19 protein-coding genes and 1 rRNA gene are annotated in these 24262 nt (G+C 45.6%); 7 read left to right on the top strand and 13 right to left on the bottom strand.

Annotation, left to right across the window (positions count from 1 at the left end; all coding sequences use genetic code 11):
* Positions 1 to 12: 12 nt before the first annotated feature.
* The 6 genes from ACIG3F_RS01850 to ACIG3F_RS01825 all read right to left on the bottom strand — a co-directional run bounded on the left by ACIG3F_RS01850 (position 13) and on the right by ACIG3F_RS01825 (position 8494).
* Positions 13 to 1689 (bottom strand): AMP-binding protein, encoded by a 1677-nt coding sequence (locus ACIG3F_RS01850; RefSeq protein WP_396469117.1) that lies wholly within the window; start codon positions 1687 to 1689, stop codon positions 13 to 15.
* Positions 1690 to 1839: 150 nt separating this feature from the next.
* Positions 1840 to 4059 (bottom strand): DNA topoisomerase IV subunit A, encoded by a 2220-nt coding sequence (gene parC, locus ACIG3F_RS01845; protein WP_396469115.1) that lies wholly within the window; start codon positions 4057 to 4059, stop codon positions 1840 to 1842.
* Between the two features lie 164 nt (positions 4060 to 4223).
* On the bottom strand, positions 4224 to 5543 hold the full coding sequence (locus ACIG3F_RS01840; protein WP_004644895.1) for an MFS transporter: 1320 nt from the start codon (positions 5541 to 5543) through the stop codon (positions 4224 to 4226).
* Between the two features lie 129 nt (positions 5544 to 5672).
* Positions 5673 to 6317, bottom strand: coding sequence for a trimeric intracellular cation channel family protein (locus ACIG3F_RS01835; RefSeq protein WP_004644893.1), 645 nt, complete (start codon positions 6315 to 6317; stop codon positions 5673 to 5675).
* Positions 6318 to 6378: 61 nt separating this feature from the next.
* Positions 6379 to 6843 (bottom strand): YchJ family protein, encoded by a 465-nt coding sequence (locus ACIG3F_RS01830; RefSeq protein WP_396469113.1) that lies wholly within the window; start codon positions 6841 to 6843, stop codon positions 6379 to 6381.
* 73 nt (positions 6844 to 6916) lie between these two features.
* Positions 6917 to 8494 (bottom strand): TerC family protein, encoded by a 1578-nt coding sequence (locus tag ACIG3F_RS01825; RefSeq protein WP_396469111.1) that lies wholly within the window; start codon positions 8492 to 8494, stop codon positions 6917 to 6919.
* 332 nt (positions 8495 to 8826) lie between these two features.
* Between ACIG3F_RS01825 and ACIG3F_RS01820 the strand changes: the two genes are divergently transcribed.
* On the top strand, positions 8827 to 9447 hold the full coding sequence (locus ACIG3F_RS01820; protein ID WP_064094686.1) for a TIGR00730 family Rossman fold protein: 621 nt from the start codon (positions 8827 to 8829) through the stop codon (positions 9445 to 9447).
* 65 nt (positions 9448 to 9512) lie between these two features.
* On the opposite strand, the gene ACIG3F_RS01815 is transcribed toward ACIG3F_RS01820, so the two are convergent.
* Together ACIG3F_RS01815 and ACIG3F_RS01810 are read right to left on the bottom strand one after the other, a co-directional pair.
* Positions 9513 to 10487: a hypothetical protein gene (locus ACIG3F_RS01815; protein WP_005248449.1), complete on the bottom strand. Its 975-nt coding sequence runs from the start codon at positions 10485 to 10487 to the stop codon at positions 9513 to 9515.
* Positions 10488 to 10640: 153 nt separating this feature from the next.
* A complete protein-coding gene (locus tag ACIG3F_RS01810) occupies positions 10641 to 12458 on the bottom strand; it encodes a choice-of-anchor I family protein (RefSeq protein WP_396469108.1) in 1818 nt (605 codons plus the stop codon).
* A 178-nt stretch (positions 12459 to 12636) separates the two neighbouring features.
* Between ACIG3F_RS01810 and mdtD the strand changes: the two genes are divergently transcribed.
* The 4 genes from mdtD to dinB all read left to right on the top strand — a co-directional run bounded on the left by mdtD (position 12637) and on the right by dinB (position 17024).
* Complete coding sequence (gene mdtD / locus ACIG3F_RS01805; RefSeq protein WP_216986394.1) at positions 12637 to 14028, top strand: multidrug transporter subunit MdtD; 1392 nt, start codon at positions 12637 to 12639, stop codon at positions 14026 to 14028.
* Between the two features lie 66 nt (positions 14029 to 14094).
* Positions 14095 to 14874: a GH25 family lysozyme gene (locus ACIG3F_RS01800; protein ID WP_396469105.1), complete on the top strand. Its 780-nt coding sequence runs from the start codon at positions 14095 to 14097 to the stop codon at positions 14872 to 14874.
* Between the two features lie 57 nt (positions 14875 to 14931).
* Positions 14932 to 15948, top strand: coding sequence for an MBL fold metallo-hydrolase (locus ACIG3F_RS01795; RefSeq protein ID WP_396469103.1), 1017 nt, complete (start codon positions 14932 to 14934; stop codon positions 15946 to 15948).
* A gap of 20 nt (positions 15949 to 15968) precedes the next feature.
* Entirely contained in the window at positions 15969 to 17024 is a 1056-nt protein-coding gene (gene dinB / locus ACIG3F_RS01790; protein ID WP_005248454.1) for a DNA polymerase IV, read from the top strand.
* Between the two features lie 78 nt (positions 17025 to 17102).
* Here the strand turns inward: dinB and ACIG3F_RS01785 are convergent, their stop codons facing one another.
* Positions 17103 to 17231: a hypothetical protein gene (locus ACIG3F_RS01785; RefSeq protein WP_005264010.1), complete on the bottom strand. Its 129-nt coding sequence runs from the start codon at positions 17229 to 17231 to the stop codon at positions 17103 to 17105.
* Between the two features lie 15 nt (positions 17232 to 17246).
* Between ACIG3F_RS01785 and shiA the strand changes: the two genes are divergently transcribed.
* Positions 17247 to 18557: a shikimate transporter gene (shiA, locus tag ACIG3F_RS01780; RefSeq protein ID WP_005249638.1), complete on the top strand. Its 1311-nt coding sequence runs from the start codon at positions 17247 to 17249 to the stop codon at positions 18555 to 18557.
* Positions 18547 to 18903 (top strand): RidA family protein, encoded by a 357-nt coding sequence (locus ACIG3F_RS01775; protein WP_005101539.1) that lies wholly within the window; start codon positions 18547 to 18549, stop codon positions 18901 to 18903. The genes shiA and ACIG3F_RS01775 overlap by 11 nt, the downstream gene beginning before the upstream one ends.
* A 54-nt stretch (positions 18904 to 18957) precedes the next feature.
* Here the strand turns inward: ACIG3F_RS01775 and ACIG3F_RS01770 are convergent, their stop codons facing one another.
* The 4 genes from ACIG3F_RS01770 to rrf form a co-directional block, all read right to left on the bottom strand.
* The gene (locus ACIG3F_RS01770; protein ID WP_396469099.1) at positions 18958 to 19506 is read right to left on the bottom strand and encodes a DUF2726 domain-containing protein; all 549 of its coding nucleotides are present in this window, start codon (positions 19504 to 19506) and stop codon (positions 18958 to 18960) included.
* A gap of 398 nt (positions 19507 to 19904) precedes the next feature.
* Positions 19905 to 22313 (bottom strand): YgiQ family radical SAM protein, encoded by a 2409-nt coding sequence (locus ACIG3F_RS01765; RefSeq protein WP_396469097.1) that lies wholly within the window; start codon positions 22311 to 22313, stop codon positions 19905 to 19907.
* Between the two features lie 222 nt (positions 22314 to 22535).
* Complete coding sequence (locus ACIG3F_RS01760) at positions 22536 to 23729, bottom strand: MFS transporter (RefSeq protein ID WP_396469095.1); 1194 nt, start codon at positions 23727 to 23729, stop codon at positions 22536 to 22538.
* Positions 23730 to 23883: 154 nt separating this feature from the next.
* Positions 23884 to 23998 (bottom strand): 5S ribosomal RNA (gene rrf, locus ACIG3F_RS01755).
* Positions 23999 to 24262 lie beyond the last annotated feature (264 nt).

The raw sequence follows: 24262 nt of genomic DNA, 5'->3' as shown, positions 1-24262 counted from the left end.
TTCTTGCAGGTATTAGGCTGTTTTACGCAGATCTTTACGCAGGATTTTACCTACGTTAGATTTTGGTAATTCATCCATAAACTCGACATAACGTGGACGTTTATAACCGGTCAGGTTTTCTTTAGCGAATGCTAAAACTTCTTCTGTGGTTAAAGACGGATCTTTTTTCACGACAAACAGTTTTGGCACTTCACCTGATTTTTCATCTGGCACACCAATCGCAGCCACTTCCAGTACTTTTGGATGAGTTGCTACAACTTCTTCAATCTCAGATGGATAAACGTTAAAACCAGACACTAGAATCATGTCTTTCTTACGATCTACAATTTTCACATAACCACGTGAATCCATGACACCGATATCACCAGTACGGAAGAAACCATTCACCATGACTTTTTCAGTTTCATCTGGACGGTTCCAGTAGCCTTTCATGACCTGAGGACCACGGATTGAAATTTCACCTTGCTCACCCAGTGGAACTTCATTGCCTTCATCATCCAGAATAGCCACTTCAGTTAATGGCAATGGAATGCCAATAGTGCCACTGAATTCTTCAGATGCAGGTGGATTTGCTGTTGCCACCGGAGAAGTTTCAGACAAGCCATAACCTTCAACGATATTGGTTCCAGTGACTTTCTTCCATGCTGCTGCAGTAGAAGGAAGTACGGCCATACCGCCACCCATCGCCATTTTCAATTTGCTATGATCAAGTTGCTTAAACTCTTCATTGTTTACCAGCGCATTGAACAATGTGTTCACTGCCGGGAAGAAAGTCGGTTGATATTTACGTAGCTCTTTCATTACCGCAGGTAAATCACGCGGGTTTGGAATCAGAACGTTGGCCTGACCTTTGTACATACCGTAAAGTGCACAAACCATGAAAGCAAAGATATGATAAAGCGGCAAAGCACAGAAAATACGGTCATCTGGCTGGCCATCTTGCGCACCAAATTTACTCTGGAAGATACCGTCACACTGCAACATGTTCGCAACCAGATTACGATGCGTCAGTTCAGCACCTTTAGATACACCCGTGGTACCACCTGTGTACTGAAGAACTGCAGTATCACTAAGGGTCAATTCAGGGCGTTTATAGTTACTTGGATTAACTTTAGACAAGGCCGCATTAAATCTCACATGGCTTGGAATATCCCAAGCTGGAATTTGCTTGCGTACAGAACGCAATACAAAGTTCACCAGTGTGCCTTTCAAGGCACCCAGCATGTCACCGACAGAAGCGACCACGACATGTTTCACTGGTGTTTTACCAATAATCGCTTGATAAACAGAAGCAAAGTTCTCAATAATTACCAGTACTTCAGCGCCTGAGTCATTCAATTGATGCTCAAGTTCACGCGATGTGTAGAGTGGATTCACGTTGACCAATACCAAACCTGCGCGGAACACCCCAAGTGCCACAACCGGATACTGAAGAACGTTTGGCATCATCACTGCCACACGTGAACCTTTTGCCAACCCCAAGCTTTGTAGATAAGTTGCAAACTTGCGGCTCGCCTCTTCCAGTTCATTGAAAGTCATGGCCTTATCCATAAAGATAAAGGCATCACGCGAGCCGAATTTTTGGAAATTACGCTCAAAAACATCTACTAGAGAAGTATTTTCTGCTGGTAATTCTACTGTTTCTGGAATCCCTGTTTTTTGGTATTCAGCAAACCAAATTTTTTCCATAATGGCCATCTCTCCAATCATAATCCTTAGTATTTCAACTGTTTTTTTCAATATCACACGCCATTTTTAGACTTGTATATGTGCGATATTGCATCCATCTTGTTGAATCGTTGTTCATATATAACGTATTTCGCAGGATGGATGCTAGTCTTATCTTTGAATCAACAGTTTATTTGCTTTTTGATATCCGCGTGGTAAAAGCTGTCCTTTTGCACCGCGCTTACCGATATATTTGCGCAAATCATCCCCTTTTAATTTTAACTGCTGTTGTCCTGCAAGCACTTGAATTATTTCATCAAGCTTGAATATTGTCATGGACAAAACTTGATCACCATCTTCAAGTTGTATCAATTTATTTCCTTTACCTTTGTTCAATACAGGTAATTCTGCTAAATCGATAATCAACAGGCGTCCTGCTGAACTGAGCAGTGCAACATGCGTGACATCATCGAGTGGCTGCAGGTTCATGACCTCTGCCCCTTCAGATAAATTCAGGAAAGCTTTTCCGGCTTTGGCACTGGTGTCCAGCTGCTTGGCCTGGGTTTTAAAGCCATAGCCTTTGTTGCTTGCTGCTAGAATTTCAGTTTCATCCTCTGCCACCAGAACCTGTTTAAAACCCACTCCGCTGCCTGGAGACAGTTTTGAACTGAGCGGTTCACCGAGACCACGCGCAGATGGCAGCGTGTTGATGGCCAAGGCATAGCTACGGCCAGTGTCATCTAATACATAAACGCGCTGATTGGATTTGCCCTGTGCATGACTCAAATACTGGTCACCAGCACGGAAATTCAGATTTTCTGCATCGACTTCATGGCCTTTAGCACAGCGAATCCAGCCGGCTTCTGATAACACCACCGTTACCGGATCGGCCGGCAACATTTCAGTTTCATTGATCGCAGCAGCTTCGGCACGCTGTACGATTGGCGAACGGCGATCATCGCCAAATTTCTTGGCATCGTCTTTCAGCTCAGAAATGATCAGGCTTTTTAACGATTCCGGATTGGCCAGTTGTTCACGAATTACTGCCGCTTTCGCTTCCAGTTCTTCCTGCTCACGGCGCATTTCCATTTCTTCAAGCTTGGCCAAATGACGCAATTTCAGTTCCAGAATCGCTTCGGCCTGAATCTCGTCAATATTAAAACGCTGCATCAAAACTGGTTTTGGCTGATCTTCTTCACGGATAATCTGAATCACTTCATCAATATTCAGATAAGCAATGATCAGACCACCGAGAATATGCAGGCGTTTTTCAATCTTGTTCAGATGATATTGCAGACGACGCGTTACCGTGGTTTTACGGATCTCAATCCATTCCAGCAAAATACGACGAATCGATTTCACCTGTGGACGACCATCCGCACCGATCATGTTCATGTTGACGCGGTAGCTGGATTCCAGATCGGTCGTAGCAAACAAGTGACTCATCACCGATTCGGCATCAATGCGGTTGGAACGCAGGACAATGACCAAACGGGTTGGATTGACATGATCCGATTCATCCCGTACATCGCTGACTAAAGGCAGTTTCTTGGCCTGCATCTGGTCGGCAATCTGGGTAATGATTTTGGAGCCTGACACCTGATAAGGCAGTTCAGTAATAATAATTTCGTTTTTATCTATGGTATATACCGCACGCATGCGGTAGCTGCCACGCCCTGTGGTCTGAATTTTTAACAGTTCAGCAGGCGGGGTGATAATTTCGGCTTTGGTCGGCAAATCTGGCGCAGGAATATATTCTGCGATTTTTTCATCGGTCAGGTTCGGATTACGAATCAGGGCAATGGTACCTTTGACTACTTCACGCAGGTTATGCGGCGGAATGTCAGTGGCCATACCGACTGCAATACCAGTAGTCCCATTCAACAAGATATTCGGTACACGTGCCGGCAGGTTCACCGGTTCTTTCATGGAGCCGTCAAAGTTGTCCTGCCATTCACAGGTGCCCTGCCCCAGCTCAGACAGCAACAGTTCGCTGTATTGAGACAGTTTGGCTTCGGTATAACGCATTGCTGCGAAAGACTTCGGATCATCCGGTGAACCCCAGTTACCCTGCCCTTCAATAAACGGGTAACGATAACTAAAGGGCTGTGCCATCAGCACCATGGCTTCATAGCAGGCCGAGTCACCATGCGGATGGTATTTACCGAGTACGTCACCGACAGTACGTGCCGATTTCTTTGGTTTGCTGGTCCATTTCAGACCCAGCTCACTCATGGCATAAACAATCCGGCGCTGTACCGGTTTCAGGCCATCGCTAATATGAGGGAGTGCCCGATCCATAATCACGTACATGGCGTAATTCAGATAAGCTTGTTCGGTAAATTCTGCTACGGAGCGGTTTTCTGTCGCATGATGCGCAAGGCTTGTCATAACAACCTATAGTCCTAAATAATTCGTTTTTGTATCAATGTTTCTTATGCTAAGTCGTGGCTGTAGATGACACAAGGGCATCAAATCGTTCAGCGCGACAATTTGTGTCTTATGGCCTAAAAATATCCACATTATAGGCCCTAAGCAACTAAAAATTCATTCCTTTATAAGCCCATCGATTCCAGGGTCTTGCCTTTGGTTTCTTCACCCAGGACCAGAATCACAATCGCGACAGCGACCAAAACTGCCGTAAACATGGTAAAGACATAGCTGAAACCGTTTGGCATGCCCATCAGATGGGTTACTGCAAAAGGTGCCGCGATACCGCCAATCCGGCCTACTGCACCAGCCCAGCCTGAACCAAAGGCACGGATATTGGTCGGATATTGTTCCGGGGTATAAGTGTAGAGCACGCCCCAGGCACCCAGATTAAAGAAGGACATCAGACAGCCCCAAATCACGATTTCAGTAACACTACCCGACTGACCAAAGAAATAGGCCGAGATCGCACACATGCCAATAAAACCGGCCAAGGTCGGCTTACGACCCAGCTTTTCGACCAGCCATGCCGCCACCAGATAACCGGGCAACTGCGCCAGAATCATAATCAGCACATATTCAAAAGACTGGACAATGCTATAGCCTTCTTTGACCAGTAAACTTGGCAACCAGGTAAAGATGCCATAATAGGAAAAGATAATACCGAACCAGATCAGCCAGAGCATAAGCGTACGGCGCGCAAAGATACCCGACCATAACTGGGAAAATGAAATATTCTGCTTCTCTGCGACCGGTTTCACTTCAAAAATTTCATAGACTTGAACGCCACATTGACGCTCAATCTTTTTCACCAGTGCCGAAGCTTCCTCTATACGGCCACGGTTAATCAGGAAAGGAATAGATTCCGGCACCATTTTCCAGATCACGATGGCATACAGCGCAGGCAGGCCACCAATCATGAAAGCGGTTTGCCAGCCAAAATCTGGAATGATAAAGCGCGATACTAGCGCCGCGACCAGCCAGCCCAGCCCCCAAAAACTTTCCAGCAAGACAATAAAACGGCCACGTACATGCGCAGGAATATATTCACTGACCAGCGTTACGGCCACGGGTAGCTGACCACCCAAGCCCAAACCGACGATAAAACGGAATACCAGCAGCCAGGTCAGATCCGGTGCAAAAGCACAAGCTGCAGTGGCCAGGCTATAAATGACCAGGGTCGCAGCAAAGACTGTTTTACGGCCAAAACGGTCTGCCAGGCCACCTGAACAAATCGCCCCGATCGCCATGCCGACAAAACCGATCGACACCACCCAGCTTTTTTGATCGGCAGTCATCTGCCAGTCTTCAGCCATTTTTGCCAGGATAAAGGAAATCAATCCGGTATCCATCGCATCAAACATCCAGCCCAGTCCAATCACCACCAGCAAGGTGTAGTGAAACCTACCAATCGGTAAGCGTTGTATGCGAGAAACTAAATCCATAACAAAAATCTCTGATCAGGTGGAACGGGAGATGCTGCTTTCTCAACAGGTGGGCTGCTTTATATTTTTTATACTACGAATTGAGTTGAATGCGGCTATTTTTATTGCCGCACTTCATACATTTAAAAATTAAGATTCGTCTTTGGAAGATGCCGAGTGCTCATCATCATCTTTATAAATGAATTTTGGCATTTCCAGACCAAAATAGATGGCGATCAGACGTAAGCTAAAACCAAAGATCAGGGTAGACAGAATGGTCAGATCCTGCGACAAGCCGTAGTGACTACAGAGCCAGTAAAAGATCACTGAAACAAAGGCAATACTGGCATACAGTTCACGGCGGAACACCAGCGGTACGTCATTACATAAAATATCACGCAAAATCCCGCCAGACACACCGGTCAAGACACCCGCAACGGCGCTGACCACAAAACCATGTCCCATTTCCAGGGCAATCTGACAGCCAATAATGGTAAAGCCAATGAGCCCCAAGGCATCCAGTACCAGGAAGACATTACGTAACTGTCGCATCCATTTGGCAATCAGGATGGTGACGAAGGCGGCGCAACAGGTCAGCACCAGATATTCGGGATGTTTGACCCAAGTCAAGGGATAATGTCCGAGCAGAACATCACGGACCGAACCACCACCCAGTGCCGTGACACAGGCAATAATCATCACGCCAAACCAGTCCATGCTGCGCCGGCCAGCGGACAGTGCCCCGGTCATGGCTTCAGCGGTAATTGCAATAATATAGATGACGGTCAGTAACATCGCCCTGCTTCCACCTGAGGCTATGAGATGGCGGATATTCTAAGCTAAATCTGTGTGAAAGTTATAAGAATCCGGCACAACATTGCTTAAATTTTTTCCCCGAACCACAAATGCAGGCCTGTTTCATGGTGATGTTATGGTCTGTAGTCGGATCCAGAAAATACCAGCGACCTTCAAACTTCACAAAATGCGAAGCTTCATGATGCACCTGTGCCTGCTTGCCATCATGATAATGTGCCTTAAACTCGACCAAGGCATGATTTTTATCTAGTTTTTCATTGGCTTGAACAATTTCAAGCTTTAACCATTGATTGGCTTTACTCCATTCACTAATTGCCTGCAGGTCCAGCGCTTGTTGCTGACCCAGCGCAGTCGTGGTTTTGATGTAATCGATTTCATGCTTGGCGAAGGCACTGTAACGGGAACGCATGAGTTGCTGTGCAGTCTCTGCGACCCGTTGCCCTACATGCAGTGGCTGACAACAACTGTGATATTCGCCTTGTCCACATGGACATGCTTCTGACATTTCAGTTCCATAAAAATAGCCCGACAATGCGGGCTATTTTAGCAAACTTTACAGGCCAAACCTTGGCTAGAATCTAGTCCTGTGCAGGAAGCTGCGGAATGATATGCACTTTATCGATCTTATGACCGTCCATCGTCACGACCTCAAAGATATGCCCATCTGCTTCAAACTTTTCACCGCTATGTGGTAAACGTGCCATATGGAACAATACATAACCAGATAAAGTCGAATATTCTTCGGTTTCATTGACCAAATCACGATCCAGCAGCAAGGAAACATGACGAATATCGGTGGAACCGTCCAGAATCAGGCTGCCATCATCCAGACTTTCTGCTGCCACTTGCAGCTCATCTTCATCTGGAAATTCACCGGCAATCGCTTCAAGGATATCAATCGGGGTGGCAATCCCTTCAATCGAACCATATTCATTCAGGACAATGGCCATTTGTAATGGTGCTTGACGCAATTGTTCCATCACCATCAGAACCTGGGCATTTTCATGCACAATCACTGGTTCACGTAAATGCTTTTCAAAATCCAGCACCCCGGTTTCAATGTATTCATTGAGGACTTTATGGGTCAGTACCACCCCGGCAATATTATCCAGTTCACCACGCGCGATAATCAGACGCGAGTGGCTCATCTGCAATAACTGCTCTTTAATACTGTCGGCATCATTATCCAAGTCAATCCATTCCAGTTCAGGACGTGGCGTCATTACCGATTTGACTGGACGTTCAGACAGACCCAACACCCCCTGCACCATGACACTATGATAGATGCCGTTGTCATCATTAAAGACTTCATCGGCAAAGGCACGGGTTGCCAGAACATCTTCCAGTTCAAACGAATCATTGTCCTGAGCAGGTTTACCACCCAGCATCCGCATTACGGCAGAGGCAGTACGGTAGCGCATGTCGGTGGTGGTCACCATTTTTTCCTGATTGCGTTTCATGGTCTGGTTAATAAATTCGACAATGACTGAGAAACCAATCGCAGCATATAGATAGCCTTTCGGAATATGGAAACCAAAGCCTTCCACTACCAGCGAGAAACCGATCATCATCAGGAAGCCCAGACATAGAATCACCACGGTCGGATGCTTGTTGACAAAGTCCATCAGGGCTTTGGATGCCCAGAGCATAATCCCGATGGCAATAATCACGGCAATCATCATCACTGACAGGTCTTTTACCATGCCGACTGCTGTAATCACGCTGTCTAATGAGAATACGGCGTCCAACACCACGATCTGGACAATCACCATCCAGAATACCGCATGGACCGGATTTTCTTCTTTGATGACCGGTCTGGCTTCCAGACGCTCATGCAGCTCCATGGTGCCTTTGAACAGCAGGAACACCCCACCAAACAATAGAATCAGGTCTCGACCCGAGAAAGCATGATCAAAGATGTGGAACAGTGGATCAGTGAGGGTCACTACCCAGGCAATCGAGGCCAGCAAGATCAAACGCATCAGCAGGGCCAGCATTAAGCCGACAATCCGTGCAGTATTACGCTGTTCTGGTGGCAGTTTTTCCGCCAAAATGGCAATGAAAACCAGATTGTCGATCCCGAGTACAATCTCAAGAACAATTAACGTGAGTAAACCGACCCAGGCTGAAGGGTCTGACATCCATTCAAAGATCATACGCTTGACTCCTGAAGCTCAGGACTGCAGCATGGAATCACCTGACGCTGTGACACAGCAAAACAGAATTTTTTATATTGAATAAGATCAATTATTTGGCGTAGATTTATAAAGTTAAACGGCCAACTACCACTACCCATCGTCGTTCTATTGTTGTGAAACCAATTTTCAGTATAGCAAGATCAATTTGAAATTCACCTGTTTTCATAGCTGTTTATCGATGAATTTTGCTGAGCCATATTGCAGTGAAAATGTAGCCGCACACAGAATTGTCATATTTATTAATTAAGCTAGAGTCACCAGAAAGAAAAATGATAAGGTGAAGAAAATAAATGCAAAGCGTAATTCAAATGACAGATTATTTTAAAGACAACTCCCCAAAAACAACTCGCCCTTTAGTGGCACTCTATTGTGGTTCACGTGCAGGCAACAAGCCGATTTATTTAGAAAAAGCCCTTCAAATCTCGCAAGGACTGGCAGAACATGGTTTCGGGCTGGTCTATGGTGGCGCCAGTATTGGCCTGATGGGACAGGTCGCGGATGCCATGATCCAGCATGGTGGTGAAGTAGTGGGCGTCATTCCCGAATTTATGCTGGACTATGAAATTGCCCATAACCAGCTGACAGAGTTACATGTGGTGACCAGCATGCATCAACGCAAAGCCATGATGGCTGAGCGAGCCTGTGCCTTTGTGGCCTTGCCAGGTGGACTAGGTACTTTTGAGGAAATTCTGGAAATTGCCACTTGGGGCCAATTGAACCAGCACCAGAAACCGATGATGCTATATAACGTCAATGGGTTCTATGATGCCTTGATTGCGCAACTGGACCGTGCCGTTGAAGATGGTTTTTTACCGCCACAGCATCGCGCCAAACTGATCATTTGCGAACACGAAGAAGAAATTTATACAACTTTAACCAATTTAGGCCATCCGCAAAGATTCGTAGTCTAAACTTCTCAAGCAAGAAAAAAGCGAGCACCTGGCTCGCTTTTTTATTGGATTTTTAATATCAGGACTTATTGACCATAATTCGTCACAAAGTCATAAAACATCGGCAAAGTTGTTGCCAGAATGACCGACATGGCCAGACCGAACATCAGTTTCATGGCATCTGCACTGACATTGCGTGACGTACGATGTTTGTTGACTTCATCCAGAATCATCGACATGGCAAATTCACGACCTGCGAGTAATCCCAGGAATACCCAGGTGGTACTCATTGGAATGTTGCTCCACTCTTTAAAAACTAACAGGATAATGGCATACATGAAGTCGATAATCGTTGCAGCACGAATGTCGGTCACACCGGTTTTGGTGTCGACAATGTTTTGGATAGCCCCGCCACGTTGATACAGAATCACACCCAGCAAGACTACGAATACCGTAATCGCAAACATCAGGAATTCAAACGGCACCTGACGTGGCACATACACGAAGATGTTGGCCAGATCCTGAATCAGCCATTGGCTCCACAGGAAACCGGTAGAGACCCATTGCAAGCCCATCCAGACCTTGGAGTGTTCCTGATGACGTGTCTTGGCAAAATGGCGTGCCAGCTGCTTGACCACAAAACGATAGATGACAATCGCCACAATAAAGGCCACGGCGTAGCCCATCATCGATTTGACCATCATCGAGCCTAAGCTGGCAGGAGAGAAAATCGTAAGCACCAGGAAGGTGGTACTGACTGGAATCCCGTATCTGGTTAGTAGTAACAGGAGAATTGGCGGCACAATATACAGCCAGGTAATACCACCTTCAGGGAAAGGAATCGTTTCTAAACGACCGTATGAGGCATCACCCACCCCAGATGCATACCAACCATAGACCAATACGACAATTAAAATTGAGCTGATATAAATCCACAACACCCACCATGGGCGATGTGAATTCGAAGAAATAAATGTCCCTAGGGTTTGAGGTACATCATTTCCGACAATAGAGTAAGCGGCTAAACAAAAGCCGATCACCATCAAAATCTCGATTGTCATAAAAACAAACCTATACGCGAGGAGATTTCAGCATTGCTGAAAAGTTGGCCCAAGATTATGACGGTTTTATTTCATTTTAATGACAAAAATGTCATATATGCGGTCACCTTACAAAAAAGAGCACCGAAGTGCCCTGAGTCTAAAAGCTTTTGGTTACTTGAGATTTAATTGATAAATCGTGGTGCTGCCACTGACTTCATGGCCGACCACCAAGAGTGGTTTCTTATTCGGGGAGTCTTTGGCGGGGATAAATACCAAACCTTCCGGTCCTAAATCACCGGCTTGTCCCATTTCAATCTGCGCTGTGGTTGCTTTAAAATCACGTGAATTAATATATTGCACGAAGATTGGTGATGCAGGTGTAGACACATCATAGACCATGATGCCACCGACACGCTCCAGACCAATAAAGGCAAAGGTTTTTTGGCCAATCTGCCCCAAGGTCACCCCTTCAGGTTCCGGCCCTTTATTGTCACTGCGATTATCCAGTCCGGCTTCTTCATGATTAAAGTTGAAAATTTCAGGATACTGTTTGGCAATATACTGCTCAAACTGATCGCCCGAATCCCATACCAAATCCAAACCAGTCTGCTGATCATTTTCCACCCAGATACTGACCGAGCGTGTACCAAAGCTATATAAATGATCATAGACCAGATTGCCCCGTTCATTCAGTTTGGCTGTACCATCGGCATTTTTTTGATACCCTTCAGTCCAACTAATATTTAACCGGCCCAGCAGATGATCTTCACGACAATCTTTGGCATCCCCTGCAATAGCACCGCAATACGCAAAATTATTCGGGTTCAATTCTGCACCAGCGGCCAATACCCGAAGATGAGCTGGTAAATCATCACCCAGACGGCGGTCAAAGCCTTTAGCATGCACCAAGTGTTTCACCCGCCATTCTTCTACAAAGCCCTGGCTGGTATCGTTATTGAAATATGCAGGATTGTTTTCACCCCAGGCACGGGCATCGCCTTCATTGGCAGACACAATATAGGTTTTACCCGCGACCTCGAAACTTGCAATCGCATCTGGCATATATAAGCCACGGACATTGGCCCAAGTTTGAATATTGATTTTGCCCTGACCCTCGACACCATCCGCATCGCTGACATCCATGCCATGACCCTTCATGCCATGATCTTTAAAGCCAAATGGATAAACAGCGAGCACCTTGGCAGAAGCCACATCAATTTTGGCCAAGGCATTATTTTCCTGTAAGGCAACCCAGGCGGTTTTTCCATCTTTTGAAACAGTGATGTACTCAGGTTCAAAATCCTGCGCTGCGCTGGCCTTTGGTCCGAAAATGCGGATGCCCTGTTCACGCAATGCTGCTTCCCGTCCATTAAAGGCCTTAAAGTCTGCTGTACGAACGATCGGGGCTTTTAAATTGGCCAGACTAATGACAGACACTGAACCTTCTGGATCAACCTGATAATCATCAGAAGGCTCGCCTTCATTGGCCACCAACAAAGTTTGACCATCCGGTGTGAAAGTCAGCATGTCCGGTAAGGCACCCACCTGTACGTGGGCCAGCTTAGTCAAGTCTTTGGCCTGATATAAAGCAACATAGCCAGGGTCTGTTTTCACAGCAGCCTGAATCGCAATGGCGACAATACCATTGTGCACCGCGACACTGTTGACCTCAGCCTCTGGCACAATGTCATCGACTGTGATAGAACTTATTTTTTTCGGCTGATCAGGTTGACTTAAATCCAGTACATCTAATACACCTTCTTTGGCATTGACCACGAATAGGCGTTGACTCTCGGCATCAAAGGCCGGAATTTCTGCTGCACTTTGCGCAAACATACCCGATTCATAAGCGGCTAATTTGCTTAACTCGATCGAGTTCGGTGTAGCCTCAACGATTGGAACCGGTGTTTCATTTTCATTCTCACTTCCACATGCCACCATCCCCACAGCCAGCATGGCCACTATCAATGACTTTAATTTTAATTTCATTTTTTTGTTGATCTATCATGAAGAATTCGTGACCAATTTATAACCAGAGCATTGCAGTGCCATGACAGATCGGTTGCAGTTACTTGACACAACACTGCTATAAAAGTTGACACGCTTTATATACGACAGACTCGACTGATTCCTTTAAACTATTCAAAATTTTCAGTTTTCCAGAATTATGAATGCCACGCCTACGCATCAAGCCTTAGATCCCGAGTTCAGACTGCTGGTCTTGTTGGTCTCGATTGGCTTTTTCATGCAGGGGCTGGATACCACCATTATTAATACCGCCCTACCTGCAATTGCCCAAAATTTGCAGGAAGATCCGCTACGCATGCATAGTGTGGTTGTGGCTTATGTGCTGTCTGTGGCAGCCTGCATTCCCTTAAGTGGCTGGCTGGCAGACCGGTTCGGGGTCAGAAATACCTATTTTGCTGCAATTATTATTTTCTCTTTGGCCTCTTTGGGCTGTGCCTGGTCAAGTAGCCTGAATGAATTATTGGTGTACCGGATCTTTCAAGGGATAGGTGGTGCATTATTGCTGCCGGTAGGCCGGCTGGCCATGCTGAAGATCATTCCCCGTACCCAGTTTCTGGCCGCCATGAGCCTAATGAGTCTGGCCGGCCTGATTGGTCCTTTAATTGGGCCGACCCTAGGTGGCTGGATGGTCGAATATCTGTCCTGGCATTGGATTTTCCTGATCAATTTGCCGATTGGCTTGCTGGGTGCACTGATTACCTTTAAGGCCATGCCGAATGTACTTGAACCTACAGTCGCTCGCTTTGATTATTGGGGCTTTATCTTGCTGGTCGTGGCCATGGTGGGCCTCTGTCTGGGAATTGAAAATTTTGCCAGTCCACAAAACTCGCTGTGGTGGAGCCTGAGCCTGATTCTGGCCGGTTTATTGGCCACCCTGATTTATGCCTATCATTCGCATACCCATAGCAACGCCCTGTTTCGCAGCCGGCTGTTTAAAAATAAAATTTATGCGATTGGTATTTTGGGTAATTTCTTTGCCCGTCTCGGCGGCAACTCGATTCCATTTTTACTCCCCCTCATGTTGCAAGTCGCATTCGGTTTCGAGCCTTTTATTACCGGTTTATTGATGATTCCGACTGTGCTCGGTTCGCTGGCCTCCAAACCGATTATCCGCAAAATCATTCAGCGTTTTGGCTATCGCCGGGTCTTACTGGTCAATACTTTGCTGGTGGGTCTGTGTATTGCCAGTTTTGCCCTGACCACGGCAGAAACCCCAATCTGGCTGCGTGCGATTCATTTCTTTATCTTCGGCATTTTAAATTCACTGCAATTCGTGTCGATGAATACCCTCACCTTAAAGGACTTAAGCCAGCAGGATGCCAGTAGCGGCAACAGTTTCCTGTCGATGATCATGATGCTATCAATGAGTATCGGGGTGGCGCTGGCAGGAACACTGGTGAACATGCTGAGTGCCTATTACGGCGCCGACAATCTGGTGGCTGCTTTTCATGTGTCACTAATCTGTTTAGGCTGTATCAATATTATTGCGGCCTATATTTTCTGGCATATTCCTAAAAATACCCCGGTTTGATGCGATATATTCACTTCGGGCTGATTGTAAGTTTTAGGCTAAATCACATATAGGCAAGGACTGGAAATGCAAAAAAATCAGGCTCCGAACACAGCTAATAAATCGCTCTTGATTGGGCTGGGCATTCTGATCACTGTGATCACTAGCGCCATGGTTTATCTGTGCCTGATGAAAGCACCATCTGCCCATGCAGCTGATTATCCGATCCAGGGCTTTGATGTATCGCATCATCAAAAAGAGATTCAGTGGCAGCAGATTTCGCCTGAAAAATACCATTTTGTTTATCTGAAAGCCACTGAAGGCGGCGACTTTAAAGATACCCGTTTTCAGGAAAATTGGTTGAAAGCACGTGAACGCGGCTTTTTGGTCGGTGCCTATCATTTTTACCGGCTCTGCCGCGATGGCAGCATTCAAGCCCAGAATTTTATTGACTCCGTACCCAATAAACCGGATGCCTTACCGCCAGTAATTGATCTGGAATATGACAGCAAATGCATCAATACCTATTCTAAAGAGCAGCTTTTAAACGAAATTCAGGTGATGCACGATGCCCTGAAAAAGCATTATGGCAAGCAGCCGATTTTCTATATTTCTAAAGCTTTTTATAATATTGTACTGGCAGGAAATTTTTCCGACGTGCCGCTCTGGGTACGTGAATACAAGGGTCTGCCTGATTTAAAAGATCAGCCAGCGTGGCTATTTTGGCAACATACCAGTCAGGGGAAAATTCCCGGTATTAGCACACCGGTAGACCTGAATGTTTTTTATGGCTCAGAACAGCAATGGGATGATTTTCTCAAGAAGAATGAGATTGTAATACCTTCATCTGAGAATCAAGCGAGATAAAGCTGATCGTTTGAAAACAAGTTCTTGATAAAAAAAAACAACAAGGAAATAAAAAGATTGAAATGGATAAAAGGCGTTTTACTCGGTCTGCTAATTCTTCTCCTGCTCATCGCAGGTACACTGGCTTATCTGTTGCAAGCTTCAGGAGAACTCAGGGACTTTCAAGCGTGGCAGCCGCAAACCGGTACATCCGTTCACGGTCTCACCGTTAAATTTTTTGGTGTGTCCACCCTGTTACTCGATGATGGCCACGATCAGGTCCTAATCGATGGTTTCTTTAGCCGGCCATCTTTGTGGCAAGTACTTAGCCGCCCTATTCAAAGTGACAGGCTACTCCTTGAACAACTGGTGCAACGCCACGAATTGAGCCGGACCCAAGTCATTCTGGTTACTCACTCGCATTATGACCATGTGCTAGATGTACCGGCCTTACTGGAAATGCTTCCCGAAACCGTTGTCATCGGTTCGCCGAGCACCCTAAATATCGCCAGGGCAAACCCTAAAGTTACTCCACAGCAATTACAGCCGATTAAGCCTGGGCAAGTACAGCAATGGGGACATTTCCAGACCACGGCAATTCCCTCACAACATACCCCGCCCACAGCGATAAATGATGATTTAGGCGAAGAGCTGCTGCGGCCTTTCACCCTTCCGGCTAAATTTTCCGAATTTAAGGAAGGTGGCAGTTTCGACTACCTGATTGAGCATGCAGGACATAAAATTCTGGTCAAGGCCAGTACCGGATTTATTCCAGAGCAATTGCAGCATCTGAAAGTCGACACCCTGTTTTTAGGCATTGCCCAGCTTTCCAGACAATCCGATGCCTATCAGCAGCAATATCTGGCTGAAACCCTGAACCTCCTCAAGCTCAAAGTGGTGATTCCGGTGCATTGGGATGATTTTTTTCAGCCGTTAAACCAGCCGCTGCAATTTTTACCCCGTCTTGCCGATGACACTCCAAAAAGTTTGCAACTTCTGATTCAGGCTGCCGAGACACAAGGGACAAAAGTCATTCTGCTCAGCGGACCGCAACCCTATTTACTCAACTCAGCCTTCGCTTCCCAATCCGATTAAAGCCCCTTAAGATAGCGAACATGCGCAAAATTATTCATCTCGATATGGATGCCTTTTATGCCTCGGTAGAGCTGCGTGAACGTCCAGAACTGAAAGACTTACCTGTGGTGATTGCCTCGCATCATCCTCGGGCGGTGGTCGCGGCTGCCTCCTACCCGGCACGGGTTTATGGCCTGCGTTCTGCCATGTCCATGGGGCAGGCGCGCAAACTATGTCCTCAAGTTATCGTGATTGAGCCGGATTTTGCCAAATATCGGCAGGTATCGGCACAGATTCATCAGATCTTCCAGCAATATACTTCCCTGATTGAGCCACTGTCTCTGGATGAGGCCTTTCTAGATGTCACAGAAAATTTAAAACAAATCCCAAGTGCTACCGAAGTCGCCATGCGAATTCGCGAGGATATTTTTCAAGCCACCGGATTAACCGCTTCTGCTGGTGTAGCACCCAACAAGTTTCTTGCCAAAATTGCTTCGGACTGGCACAAACCGAATGGGATCTGTGTGATTAAACCTTCGCAGGTACAGCGTTTTATCCAGGATCTGCCACTGAAAAAAATTCCCGGCGTCGGTAAAGTCACTCAGGAAAAACTGAAAAGCCTGAATCTAGAAACTTTAGGCGATTTACAGCAAATCGATGAAGCCTTACTAATTCAACATTTTGGCAAATATGGCCGGCGGCTATTTTTGTATGCTCAAGGCATTGATGAACGACCGGTTGAGGTGGAACGGGAGCGCCAGCAAATTTCCAAAGAAACCACTTTTGATGATGACCTTCATCTAAACCAATGTCGCCCCTATTGGGAACCTTTACTTGGACAAGTATGGCAAAGCCTGCAAAAGAAACAGCTTTCGGCTCGTGGCGTTACGGTCAAATTAAAACTCAAGAACTTTCAGGTGATGCAACACAGTAAAAGTTTTAAACAGGTGCTGCGTAGCCCACAGGAATTAGCCCAAGCCTTGGACTTACTGCTCGATGACCTGCATATTGCCCCGCAGATGCAATTCCGGCTGATCGGTGTTGGCGTGTATCAGCTCAGCGTCCCCGAAACTGAAACCCAGTTATTGCTACTCTAAACCTTTTTTGATCATGTTTTAGGCATCAGTTTAAAAATACGGCAACTTTGTTTTTACATTTTGATTTTTTAGAGTACTCTATCTGCGCAATGCATTATCCATGTATGTGCTGAGATGCTGAAAATCACCTTTACTTTCAGCATGATGTCCTGTGATTAGCGTGACGATCAAATCCGAATATTGCAGGGCAACTCTGATGTAACTCATGGAATCCCCTCCTGCATGTCTTCTGTAAATTCTTCTGTTGTTCAAGAACAACGCGCACGTAAAGCTGCGCTGTCTAGTTTTGTTGGTGCTGTTGTCGATTGGTATGATTTTCTCCTTTATGGCATTGTTGCAGCCTTAATTTTTAAAGATCAGTTTTTCCCCAGTATTGGCGAGAACATGGGTACCCTTGCGGCTCTGGCCACCTTTGGGGTCGGCTTCCTGTTTCGTCCTTTAGGTGGTGTGGTATTTGGTCACTTTGGTGACAAGCTCGGCCGTAAAAAAATGCTGGTACTTACGGTAATCCTGATGGGAATTTCCACGGTCGGGATTGGTCTGCTGCCAAATTTTGAAGCAATTGGCTGGTGGGCTCCGGTGCTGTTGGTGTTTTGCCGTGCCTTGCAAGGCTTTGCCGTGGGTGGTGAATGGGGCGGCGCAGCTCTGATGGCAGTTGAAAATGCACCCAAGGGTAAAAAAGCCTTTTATAGCAGCGGGGTTCAGGTCGGCTATGGTGTTGGCCTGGTATTGGCCACTGGTGCAGTCTCCATTATTATTGCGACACTGGGTGAAGAAGCCTTTGCCGAGTGGGCATGGCGTATTCCCTTTCTGGCCAGCATCGTACTGTTAGCTGTGGCGATGTGGATTCGCCGTGATCAGGATGAATCTCAGGAATTTGTAGAAAAGGTGGTCAAAGCAGACCATCATCCAGAAAAGCTGCCAATCTTGCAAGCCATCAGCAAACATCCAAAAGCTTTCTTCTATATCATTGCCTTACGTCTGACTGAATTGCTGACCATGTATCTGGTCACCAACTTTGCCCTGAACTATTCCACCAGCAACCTAGGCATGGACAAACAGTTCTTCCTGAATATCACGCTGATGGTCGGGGTAATTAGCTGTTTCAGTATTCCATTTTTTGCTTGGCTGGCGGATAAATTCAATCATCAGAAAATGTGTGTCTGGGGCGGTTTGATTGGTGCGCTTTCAGCCTTTCCATTTTTTATGGCGCTCGATGCACAAAACACCTGGATGATCATTGTCGGGGCAATTTTACTGGCGAACGTCGCACACGATATGGTGGTCAGTGTCCATCAACCGATTTTCACCTCATTGTTTGGCACCGAATACCGCTACAGCGGTGCCGGAGTTGGCTATCAGGTGGCGAGCATCATTGGGGGTGGTTTTACCCCATTTATTGCAGCGGCACTGGTGATTTGGGCGGATGGTTCATGGCATTATGTAGCCATCTATCTGGCGGTGGGTTGTCTGCTGACTGCACTGGTCGCAGCCCTGATGCCCAAAACTCAGGATGAACAACATGACAGTTGAACGTTTACACGTATCGAAACGCTTTTCGGAAATTGCTATTGCCGGTAATCTGGTGCATCTTGCCGGCCAGCTGGCCACAGATGTTGAACTGGATATTAAAGGGCAAACCCAACAGACTTTAGATATTATTGACCAGTTTCTGGCAGATGCCGGCACAGACAAAAGTCACATCATGTCGGTAACCATCTATTTGAAAGACATTGAAAAAGATTATGCAGCCTTCAATGAAGTCTGGGATGCCTGGGTCGCTGATATCGAAGCGCTGCCTCGTACCTGTGTAGAAGCAAAACTCTATGATCCACGGGTATTGGTCGAACTGACTGTCGTGGCGGTTAAACCAGAATAATGTTTCAAGATCGATACTCATAAAAAAAGCATGCTTCTGGCATGCTTTTTTGTTTTAACCGACTGCTTTGATTTTACTGCGCTCTAAATCCGAATATAAATAATATTTTTTCAGATCATTGCTAACTGTATATTTGGGCATTTTTTGCATTTGCGCTTGCTCCTGTAAGAAGTCCTGGCGCAACTGATAATATTCCGGCACATCCTCGTAACGGATCACCCGATAACCAGCCATGGTCAGTAATGCATCCTGGAATCCTGTCTGCTGGGGACGCTTAAGGATTAAAGGGTCATCTACCGCTACAACTGCCAGAATCTGATATTGCTGATCCAGAATTACAAAATCTGCAGTCAGGTTGCGGTACTTATGTCGAGTCCGGTTAAATTTAGTCGTCATTAAGGCATCATAGGAAACATGTGCCAGAATAATGTATTCAGGTAATACTTCTCTCAGGCGAGTGAAGGTCAATTGCTCATTCAGGTTAAAAATAGCACGCTGCTTTAACGCGCTGTCTTGTGGTTTGGAATTATTTCCGAGCTTTTTCCATGCCATGAGCACGACACAGAAGAGCAGGAAACTCCCAATCATAATATAGGTGGTCATGCCTAAATCCTTGCATTCTTATAATCATTTTTGTTTTATTGTTATGCAGTATAAACCCACGCTTTATTTTAAATAGATCCAACAACCAATCTGTTTAAATACCCATACAACCGGTATCAAAACTCGATTCTGTGTTACCTAAAGTGACATCTCTCTAGATGCCAATGAAAGTGGATTTAAAGTACTGATAATGCACTCTAAAACATCCATGGAATTGACCGCAATACATATCTGCCCAACTGTAGGACAATTCCGACAAGGTGTTATTTTTATATCACTTTTTTAAAGAACTTAGTCCAAATAATATATTCTTTTACACTTTCAACGAACAAGCTCAGGCTACGTTACTTTACCCAAGAGCTAAAAAAAGACACCGAAGTGTCTTTTTATTAACTTAATTATGCACGTGATTTGGGCTTCGCTTTAGGCTTTGGCCCACCAAACGGTTTTTTGGCATCACCCGTTTCACGTGGTGGTAAACCAGTGTGCTGGGTCAGAATTTGACCACGCTCAGGACGTTTCTTGGTATTTGAAGGACGTGACTGAGCTTGTGCAGCCTTGCTACGATTCCCTTGCTCACCGGTACGTTTTTGCGAATCACCGACAACCGTCGAATTCTTCTTACGCGCCGATTGATACTGACCGTCTGCACTGCCTACAGGCTGATAAGTCGGAATTAAATGCTGTTTCGAATTACCAATCAAATCCTGACGACCCATTTCTTTCAGGGCTTCACGCAGTAAAGGCCAGTTGTTTGAATCATGATAACGCAAGAAAGCTTTGTGCAAACGACGACGCTTCTCACCTTTCACAATGTCAACATTTTCAGTATAACGCGCCACTTTCGCCAGCGGGTTTTTACCCGTGTAATACATAGTAGTTGCAGTCGCCATCGGTGATGGATAGAAGGTCTGTACCTGATCGGCACGGAAACCATTCTTCTTCAACCAAATCGCCAGATTCATCATGTCGTAATCGGTGGTGCCCGGATGCGCCGCGATGAAGTAAGGAATCAAGTATTGTTCCTTACCGGCTTCTTTACTGTAACGATCAAACATTTGCTTGAAGCGGTCATAGGTACCAATACCTGGCTTCATCATTTTATTGAGTGGACCTTTCTCGGTATGTTCAGGCGCAATTTTTAAGTAACCACCGACATGATGGGTGACAAGTTCTTTGACATATTCAGGGTTTAAAACCGCAAGGTCATAACGTAGGCCTGAACCAATCAGAATTTTTTTAATGCCTGGTAAAGAACGTGCTTTACGATATAACTGCGTCAATGGCGCATGGTCGGTATGCAGGTTTTGGCACACGCCCGGGAATACACATGACGGTTTACGACAGTTCTTTTCAATCTCAGGATCTTTACAGGCCAAACGATACATATTGGCTGTTGGGCCACCCAAGTCCGAGATAATACCCGTGAAGCCCGGTGCGGTATCACGGATTTTTTCCACTTCACGCAGAATCGATTCTTCAGAACGGTTCTGAATAATACGACCTTCATGTTCCGTAATTGAACAGAAGGTACAACCACCGAAACAGCCACGCATGATATTCACAGAGAACTTGATCATGTCGAATGCCGGGAAACGTGCATTGCCATAAGCAGGATGCGGCAGACGTGCATAAGGCAGGTCAAACACATAGTCCATTTCTTCGGTAGTCAACGGAATTGGCGGTGCATTCAACCAGACATCACGTTCACCATGCTTTTGCACCATGGCACGCGCATTCCCCGGATTGGTTTCCAGATGCAGAATACGGTTGGCATGTGCGTAGAGCACTGGATCTGCAGCCACTTCTTCAAAAGCAGGCAAACGGATTACGGCCAATTCACGCGGCGGTAACTTATGTTTAATCGCTTTAGAAGCCGGTTGCAGTTGCACAATTTGCGTATCAGGATCTAGGTCATCCCCTGCTCGCACAATCGGATTGGCGACATGTTCTTTTTGGAAACCTTGGTACTGACTAGAATCCTTGCCTTGTTCAATCTCACAACCCTCGATATCTTCAGTCATGACATACGGGTTAATAATTGGATCAACACGGCCAATGGCATCGACATCATTCGATGCAATTTCCACAAACTTGGCTTTAGAGGCACGATTGTGTTTATTCACAATGAACGCAGTACCGCGAACATCAGTAATCTCGTGAATTTTCTCGCCACGTGCCAGACGATGCATAATTTCAGTGATTGAACGCTCACCATTACCGTACATCAAAAGATCGGCTTTTGAATCCATCAATACTGAACGACGGACTTTGTCTGACCAGTAATCATAATGCGCAATACGACGTAAGGATGCTTCAATACCGCCCAATAATACCGGTACATCCGGATAAGCTTCACGGACACGCTGGCAATACACGGTTGCCGCACGGTCTGGACGTTTGTTTGGCTGATTGTCTGGTGAATAGGCATCATCAGAACGGATTTTACGGTCAGCCGTATAACGGTTGATCATAGAATCCATATTCCCTGCTGTTACACCCCAAGCAATATTCGGTTTACCCAAAACGCGGAACGCATCCACGCTGGTCCAGTCTGGCTGTGCAATAATGCCGACACGGAAGCCTTGTGCTTCTAGCGTACGACCAATAATGCCTGAACAGAAAGACGGATGATCGATATAAGCATCACCACAAACTAAAATAAAATCACAGCTGTCCCAGCCGAGTTGATCCATTTCCTCGCGTGACATCGGCAAAAATGGCGCAGGGTCAAAACAAGACGCCCAATATTTGTCGTAATCAAACAACGCTTTTGGCGCAGTCTGCATGGTATAAGCAGTAGACATGGCTAGCAATTCTCGGCTGGCAGATGATAGGAGATCTAAAAATAAGATCAAAGATGAAAGCCGATTATTTTACCATGAATCGGCCCTAGCTTGCTTGATTATAATTTATACAAAATCAGAGACTAACTGAATCACGCTCTATTTGTCACTTGAATCTAAAGTTTAAATATTTCAAAAAAGAAATTGATTCTATTTATGAGGAGGAAAGCTTGGAAATAATCTCTAATTTGAACGGAGTTTTAAACTGAATGACAAACCCGTCAGTAATAATGCGGCAATAAACACAGTTAATCCTATCCAGCCATAATTTTCCCACACCAATCCGCTTGAGCTCCCCAACACACTTGAACCCAAGTAATAGCAAAATAAATACAGCGACGAACCGACTGCCCGATACTGTAACGACTGGATCGACACCCAGCTACTGGCGGTAGAATGGGCAGCGAAGAAAGAAAAAGTAAAAATCAGCAATCCGGTAAAAACAACAACCAACTGATTGATCAGCATCAGCGACAAGCCCACAAGCATCATCAGGATCATGGCTGCCAATATTCTAAATTTTCCGTAATGCCGCCCCCAATGTGCTGCTCGAGGGGAACTATAAATGCCGGCCAAATAAGTAATCGAAATCACACCAATCCAGACATGAGATAGCTCAAATGGCGCTTGGATCAAGCGATAGCTCAGATAATTAAATACCGAGACAAAGCAGCCCATCAAGATAAAACCTTGCAGGAATAAAACCCGAAGTTTTGGATCAGCTAGATTCTGTCTAAATGAGTTTTTAAAACGATTCAGCTTGATTGGATAGGCTTTAAAATGTTGCGAAGCGGGTAAGAGGTAATAAAATAAGCCTGCAATACAGAGATTTAAAATACCAATCAACAAAGTAGCAGATTGCCAAGAGATAAAATCAACTAAAACTCCGGCAATTAAACGCCCTCCCATACCACCTATCGCTGTGCCAGAAATATATAAGCCCATGGCAAAACCGATATCCTTTTCTGCAATTTCTTCCCCGATATAAGTCATCGCGACTGCTGCGACACCACTGACTGTCAATCCAATCATTACTCGTGTGGTCAGAAACACGGACCAGATCGGCAATATTGCACTTAATAGCAATAATACTGAGACTGAAAATAGAGACCAGACCATAATCGGCTTACGACCAAGTCGGTCTGAAATTAGTCCAGTAAAAATCAGGCCAACTGCCAAGGCAATAGTAGAAAAAGATAAGGGGAAACTACTTTGAGTCGGGCTGACCTGGAAATAATCAGCCAGAATCGGCATCATCGGCTGTACGCAATACAGTGATGAAAAAATGGCAAAGCCAGCAAGGAATAAGGAAAAAAGCACTGCTTTAAAAGCAGAAGAGCCATATTCAATATGGCTTGAAGATGAATTTGAGGACATATCCGCTCCATAGACCGGTTCAGTATACGCCTCTCAATTTTATTTTTATGTGATGTTTCAGTCGAAATAGCACATAAATAACATTTATTTGACTAAATTCCACGCATAAAAAAAATCCCCCTCTGCTAATGCGGAGGGGGATTTTGGAATAATGAGCTGGCGATGACTTACTCTCACATGGGTAATCCCACACTACCATCAGCGCTAAGAGGTTTCACTTCTGAGTTCGGGAAGGGATCAGGTGGTTCACTCTTGCTATGGTCGCCAGCACAACTGTTTATGGATACTTGCTAGGTCTTATTGAGATGCCTTGCTTTCTACCAAATAGAATTCATTAACAGATATATCTGAGTTGGGTATTTTGTTCGTTCAGCGTAACTAAATCAAGCTGTTTTGTTTAATATCGAATCAATCGATCCTCACTTCTTTCGAAGTTCGTACAACAACTGTTTGGGTGTTGTATAGTCAAGCCTCACGAGCAATTAGTATTGGTCAGCTTCACATATCACTATGCTTCCACATCCAACCTATCA

It is taken from the genome of Acinetobacter sp. NPDC052428 (genome assembly GCF_044547685.1).
Lineage (GTDB): Bacteria > Pseudomonadota > Gammaproteobacteria > Pseudomonadales > Moraxellaceae > Acinetobacter > Acinetobacter lwoffii_G.
Note: the sequence above shows the minus strand (reverse complement) of the source record. Positions and strands in the feature narration are given on the sequence as shown.

Excerpts from the sequence above, each read along its gene's own strand:
- parC (WP_396469115.1), bottom strand. The coding sequence starts at position 4,059 with ATGACAAGCCTTGCGCATCATGCGACAGAAAACCGCTCCGTAGCAGAA.
- ACIG3F_RS01810 (WP_396469108.1), bottom strand. The coding sequence starts at position 12,458 with ATGAAATTAAAATTAAAGTCATTGATAGTGGCCATGCTGGCTGTGGGG.
- ACIG3F_RS01830 (WP_396469113.1), bottom strand. The coding sequence starts at position 6,843 with ATGTCAGAAGCATGTCCATGTGGACAAGGCGAATATCACAGTTGTTGT.
- ACIG3F_RS01815 (WP_005248449.1), bottom strand. The coding sequence starts at position 10,487 with ATGACAATCGAGATTTTGATGGTGATCGGCTTTTGTTTAGCCGCTTAC.
- mdtD (WP_216986394.1), top strand. The coding sequence starts at position 12,637 with ATGAATGCCACGCCTACGCATCAAGCCTTAGATCCCGAGTTCAGACTG.
- ACIG3F_RS01765 (WP_396469097.1), bottom strand. The coding sequence starts at position 22,313 with ATGTCTACTGCTTATACCATGCAGACTGCGCCAAAAGCGTTGTTTGAT.
- ACIG3F_RS01760 (WP_396469095.1), bottom strand. The coding sequence starts at position 23,729 with ATGTCCTCAAATTCATCTTCAAGCCATATTGAATATGGCTCTTCTGCT.
- ACIG3F_RS01770 (WP_396469099.1), bottom strand. The coding sequence starts at position 19,506 with ATGACCACCTATATTATGATTGGGAGTTTCCTGCTCTTCTGTGTCGTG.
- ACIG3F_RS01800 (WP_396469105.1), top strand. The coding sequence starts at position 14,095 with ATGCAAAAAAATCAGGCTCCGAACACAGCTAATAAATCGCTCTTGATT.
- shiA (WP_005249638.1), top strand. The coding sequence starts at position 17,247 with ATGTCTTCTGTAAATTCTTCTGTTGTTCAAGAACAACGCGCACGTAAA.
- ACIG3F_RS01840 (WP_004644895.1), bottom strand. The coding sequence starts at position 5,543 with ATGGATTTAGTTTCTCGCATACAACGCTTACCGATTGGTAGGTTTCAC.
- ACIG3F_RS01775 (WP_005101539.1), top strand. The coding sequence starts at position 18,547 with ATGACAGTTGAACGTTTACACGTATCGAAACGCTTTTCGGAAATTGCT.
- ACIG3F_RS01850 (WP_396469117.1), bottom strand. The coding sequence starts at position 1,689 with ATGGAAAAAATTTGGTTTGCTGAATACCAAAAAACAGGGATTCCAGAA.
- ACIG3F_RS01785 (WP_005264010.1), bottom strand. The coding sequence starts at position 17,231 with ATGAGTTACATCAGAGTTGCCCTGCAATATTCGGATTTGATCGTCACG.
- ACIG3F_RS01820 (WP_064094686.1), top strand. The coding sequence starts at position 8,827 with ATGCAAAGCGTAATTCAAATGACAGATTATTTTAAAGACAACTCCCCA.
- ACIG3F_RS01835 (WP_004644893.1), bottom strand. The coding sequence starts at position 6,317 with ATGTTACTGACCGTCATCTATATTATTGCAATTACCGCTGAAGCCATG.
- dinB (WP_005248454.1), top strand. The coding sequence starts at position 15,969 with ATGCGCAAAATTATTCATCTCGATATGGATGCCTTTTATGCCTCGGTA.
- ACIG3F_RS01825 (WP_396469111.1), bottom strand. The coding sequence starts at position 8,494 with ATGATCTTTGAATGGATGTCAGACCCTTCAGCCTGGGTCGGTTTACTC.